Source organism: Cupriavidus sp. 01L46 (assembly GCF_056399905.1).
On the sequence record NZ_JBFTSF010000434.1, the window covers coordinates 1 to 4,012 of the forward strand.

Consider the following 4,012-nt stretch of genomic DNA (forward strand, 5'->3'; position numbering starts at 1 on the left):
GCGCTGGCTTGCTGTGCGGCCTTGGTGGCGGCGCTGGCGGCTGCCTGGAAGTTGGTCTCAGCGATTTCAACGGCTTGCTTGGTGGCCTTCTGGACCGACTCGTAAGCGTTGTTGGCGGCGCTGATCGCGGACTTCACGATGGCAACGGTCGACTCGGAGCCGGCCGGGGCGTTCTTGGCGAGGTTCTCGACCAGGGTTTGCACCTTCTTCGAGTTCTCGGCCAGTTGGGCTTCAGCGACCTTGGTGAATTCAGCCTGGGTTTCCGAGGCGATTTCGTACACATGGCGGCTGTAGGCCAGGGCCTTTTCGGCAACCGGCTGGACCAGCGAGGTCTGGAGGGCCAGGAATTCCTGGGCATCCTTGGCCGAGAGGGCCTTCTTGGCGTTGTCCACGTTTTCAGCGAACGTGGCCTTGACGACTTGCAGGTTCAGCTCGACCAGCTTTTCGATGCCTTCGAAAGCTTTGGTGGTCAGGCCAAACAGGGTTTCGAGGTTGGCTTTTTGCGCTGCGGCGACTTGTTCCGGGGTGAAGCTCATGCTGGTCTCCAATAATGAAGTTCAAGGTCATGCAAAATTAGGCCGCCCAGATGTCAAAGCCATGACGAAGTGAAGGTTAGACCTGCTTTCTCGTCAGCCAGCCCCAGGCGTAAGGGGGTTATCGGCGCGCTCCGMTTGCTCTGCAAAATCGATGGTGCGCCGCAACAATTCCAATTGTAGGGAAAAGAAAAACGGTGTCAAGGGCTTCTTGTGCATTGCACAAATAAGTCTTGTTGAAGTCGGCGCAATGTCACATTTTGGCGGCGTGGCATTGGCAGGCGTGCCACGCCCGGCACCTTGTGGGGGGAGGGAGGGGAGGGGTGGCGCACCCTGGCGCCAGCTCGGTGCTACCATCGCGGTCTGCCGGAATCGCCGTCTCCCAAGGGCACAACCCCCCAAGGGCGCAACCCGCCGGCCGATGCGCCACGGCCAAGTCGCCGCGACCGGCCGCCCGCCTATGTTTGCCCACATGCTTGCTTTTTACGCCGATCATTTTGTCCTGCCCCTACCTGAGGGCCACCGCTTCCCGATGCGCAAGTACAGCATGTTGAGGGAGGCGGTCGAGCGCGACGTGCCGGGGCTGGTGCTGGTCGAGGCGCCGCGGGCCGGGGACGATGCCTTGCTGTTGGCGCACACGCCTGAATATGTCGCGAGCGTCTCCCGGGGCGAACTGGACCCCGCGCGCCAGCGCGAGATCGGCTTTCCATGGTCGGACGCCATGGTCGAGCGCTCGCGGYGCTCCGCCGGTGCCACCATCGAGGCCTGCCGCGTAGCGCTGCGCGAGGGCATCTCGGTCAACCTGGCGGGCGGCACGCATCACGCCTATGCCGATAAGGGCGGTGGCTTCTGCGTCTTCAACGACGCGGCTATCGCCGCGCGCCGATTGCGCTGCGACGGTCGGGTGGCGCGCGTGGCCGTGGTCGACCTCGACGTGCACCAGGGCAACGGCACCGCCTCCATCCTGCGTGACGATCCCTTCATCTTTACGCTGTCCCTGCATGGCGAGAAAAACTATCCGTTCCGCAAAGAGGCCAGCGATCTCGACGTGGGCCTGCCCGATGGCTGCGACGACGAGGCCTACGCCCAAGCGCTGCAGGGCGCACTCGATACGCTGTTCGCGCGCTTCGCTCCCGACCTGATCATTTATCTAGCCGGGGCCKATCCGCATGAGGGCGACCGGCTTGGGCGCCTGAAACTCACGCTGGCCGGGCTGGCCCGGCGTGACTGCCTGGTGTTCGACGCGGCCCTGGAGCGCGGCCTGCCCATTGCCGTGGCCATGGCCGGCGGCTACGGCAACCAGATCGAGACCACCGTCGCGGTGCATGCGCAAACCGTCGCGCTCGCCGCGCAATATCACGCACGCTATGCCCGGCGCGACAAGCCGGACGCCGCCGGCGCAGGTGCGATCCTGTCCACCGGCGATATGGAGAAGGCACAACGATGAGTGCAACCAGCCAGGCCCATGCGGCACGCGGCACCTTGTGGATGGCCGCCATGCCGTGGCTGTTTGTCGTGATCTGGAGTACGGGATTCATCGTAGCCAAGTACGGCATGCCGCACGCGGAGCCGATGACCTTCCTGTTTCTGCGCTTTGTCGGYGTGCTGGTGCTGATGGTGCCCTTCGTGTTGATGGCGCGCGTGCCGCTGCCGCAGCGCGCCGGGGCGACCGACTGGCGCATGGTCGGGCACATCGCGCTGGCAGGGCTGTTCCTGCAGGCGGGCTACCTGGGGGGCGTGTGGGCGGCTGTCAAGCTGGGCATGCCGGCGGGCGTATCCGCCCTGATCGTCGGCATGCAGCCCATCCTGACCGCGCTGGCGGCCTCGCGCATGGGCGAGACCATCGGGCGGCGCCAGTGGCTGGGGTTGCTGCTTGGCATCCTTGGTGTGGGCCTGGTGGTGGCAAACAAACTGTCGGCCAGCGGGCTGTCCGCGCCAAGCCTGTTGCTGGCGCTGGGCGCCTTGTTCTCGATCACCTTTGGCACGCTGTACCAGAAACGCCATTGCCCGATGTTCGACCTGCGCATGGGCTCGGTGATCCAGTTCGCGGCGGCGGCGCTGGCCTGCCTGCCGTTCATGTTCCTCACCGAAACCCGTCACGTCGAGTGGAATGCCGAGATGGTTGGCGCGCTCGCCTGGTCGGTGGTTGCGTTGTCCATCGGGGCCATCTCGCTGCTGTTCCTGTTGATCCGGCAAGGCGCGGCCACCAAGGTATCCAGCCTCATGTATCTCACCCCGCCGACCACCGCCGCCATGGCGTGGCTGCTGTTCGGCGAGAGCTTCCCGCCGCTGGCCGCGCTTGGCATGGCCCTGGCCGCCGGTGGTGTTGCGCTGGTGATCCGCCGCTAATTTCCCTTTTCGCGCCTCACGCCTTTCGATGAAACCGACCGCAGATACCCGCAACGCCTACCGTCATTTCCAGCCCATCACCACGCGCTGGATGGATAACGACGTCTATGGCCATGTCAATAACGTCATCTACTACAGTTACTTCGATACCGTCGTGAACACCTACCTGATCCGGGCGGGCGTGCTGGATATCGGGTCCGGCGACACCATCGGGCTGGTGATCGAGACGCAATGCAATTATTTTGCCGCGCTGAGTTTTCCCGACACGGTGGTGGCGGGGCTGCGCGTGGCAAGGCTGGGCAATTCGAGCGTGCGCTACGAAGTGGGCCTGTTCCGTAACGACGAAGACGTARCCGCGGCGCAGGGCCATTTTGTTCATGTCTATGTGGATCGCGCCACGCGCCGCCCGGTGCCGCTACCGCCCGCGCTGCGCGAAGCGCTTCAGGCCCTGGTGTGCGAACCGGCGGATGCCGGCGCATGATCCGGCCCGCGCAAAGGAGTTGAGAACCATGGATTCGCAGCAGAAGCGGGGCGCCGCCCTGATCGATCAGGCCATCATCACGCGCCGCTCGGTGCGCGCGTTTCTCGATACGCCGGTGCCGCGCGACGTGGTCAACGAGATCCTGGCCGTGGCCAGCCGGGCTCCGTCGGGCACCAACGCCCAGCCATGGCGGGTCTATGTGCTGACTGGCGACGCCAAGGTGAAGCTGTCGGCCGACGTGCTGGCCGCTTACGACGATCCGCAGCGCGACAGCAAGTATCGCGAGGAGTATCCCTACTATCCCCGCGAGTGGGTGGCGCCGTACATTGACCGCCGCCGCAAGGTAGGTTGGGACCTGTACAGCCTGCTGCAGATCAGCCGGGAGGACAAGGCGCGCATGCATGCGCAGCACTCGCGCAACTTCACGTTTTTCGGCGCCCCGGTGGGCATGATCTTCACGATCGACCGCATCCTGGAGCTGGGCAGCTGGCTGGACTACGGCATGTTCCTGCAAAGCATCATGGTGGCGGCGCGGGCGCGCGGGCTGGATACCTGTCCGCAGGCGGCGTTCACCCAATTCCACGCGGTCATCAGCAATCACTTGCGCCTGCCGGCGGATGAAATGGTGGTGTGCGGCATGGCCCTGGGC

At 64.8% G+C, this 4,012-nt stretch carries 5 protein-coding genes; 4 read left to right on the top strand and 1 reads right to left on the bottom strand.

Annotated features, from left to right (window positions below):
• Positions 1 to 536 (bottom strand): phasin family protein (locus AC1DS3_RS36145; RefSeq protein WP_477129088.1); only part of this gene is annotated, 536 nt, incomplete at its 3' end.
• A 469-nt stretch (positions 537 to 1,005) separates the two neighbouring features.
• Here AC1DS3_RS36145 and AC1DS3_RS36150 point away from each other — a divergent pair.
• The 4 genes from AC1DS3_RS36150 to AC1DS3_RS36165 all read left to right on the top strand — a co-directional run.
• A complete protein-coding gene (locus tag AC1DS3_RS36150) occupies positions 1,006 to 1,980 on the top strand; it encodes a histone deacetylase family protein (RefSeq protein WP_477129089.1) in 975 nt (324 codons plus the stop codon).
• A complete protein-coding gene (locus AC1DS3_RS36155) occupies positions 1,977 to 2,882 on the top strand; it encodes a DMT family transporter (protein WP_150987796.1) in 906 nt (301 codons plus the stop codon). The genes AC1DS3_RS36150 and AC1DS3_RS36155 overlap by 4 nt, the downstream gene beginning before the upstream one ends.
• Before the next feature lie 28 nt (positions 2,883 to 2,910).
• Positions 2,911 to 3,363, top strand: coding sequence for an acyl-CoA thioesterase (locus tag AC1DS3_RS36160; RefSeq protein ID WP_477129090.1), 453 nt, complete (start codon positions 2,911 to 2,913; stop codon positions 3,361 to 3,363).
• 28 nt (positions 3,364 to 3,391) lie between these two features.
• On the top strand, positions 3,392 to 4,012 hold a 621-nt coding region (locus AC1DS3_RS36165), incomplete at its 3' end, for a nitroreductase (protein WP_477129091.1).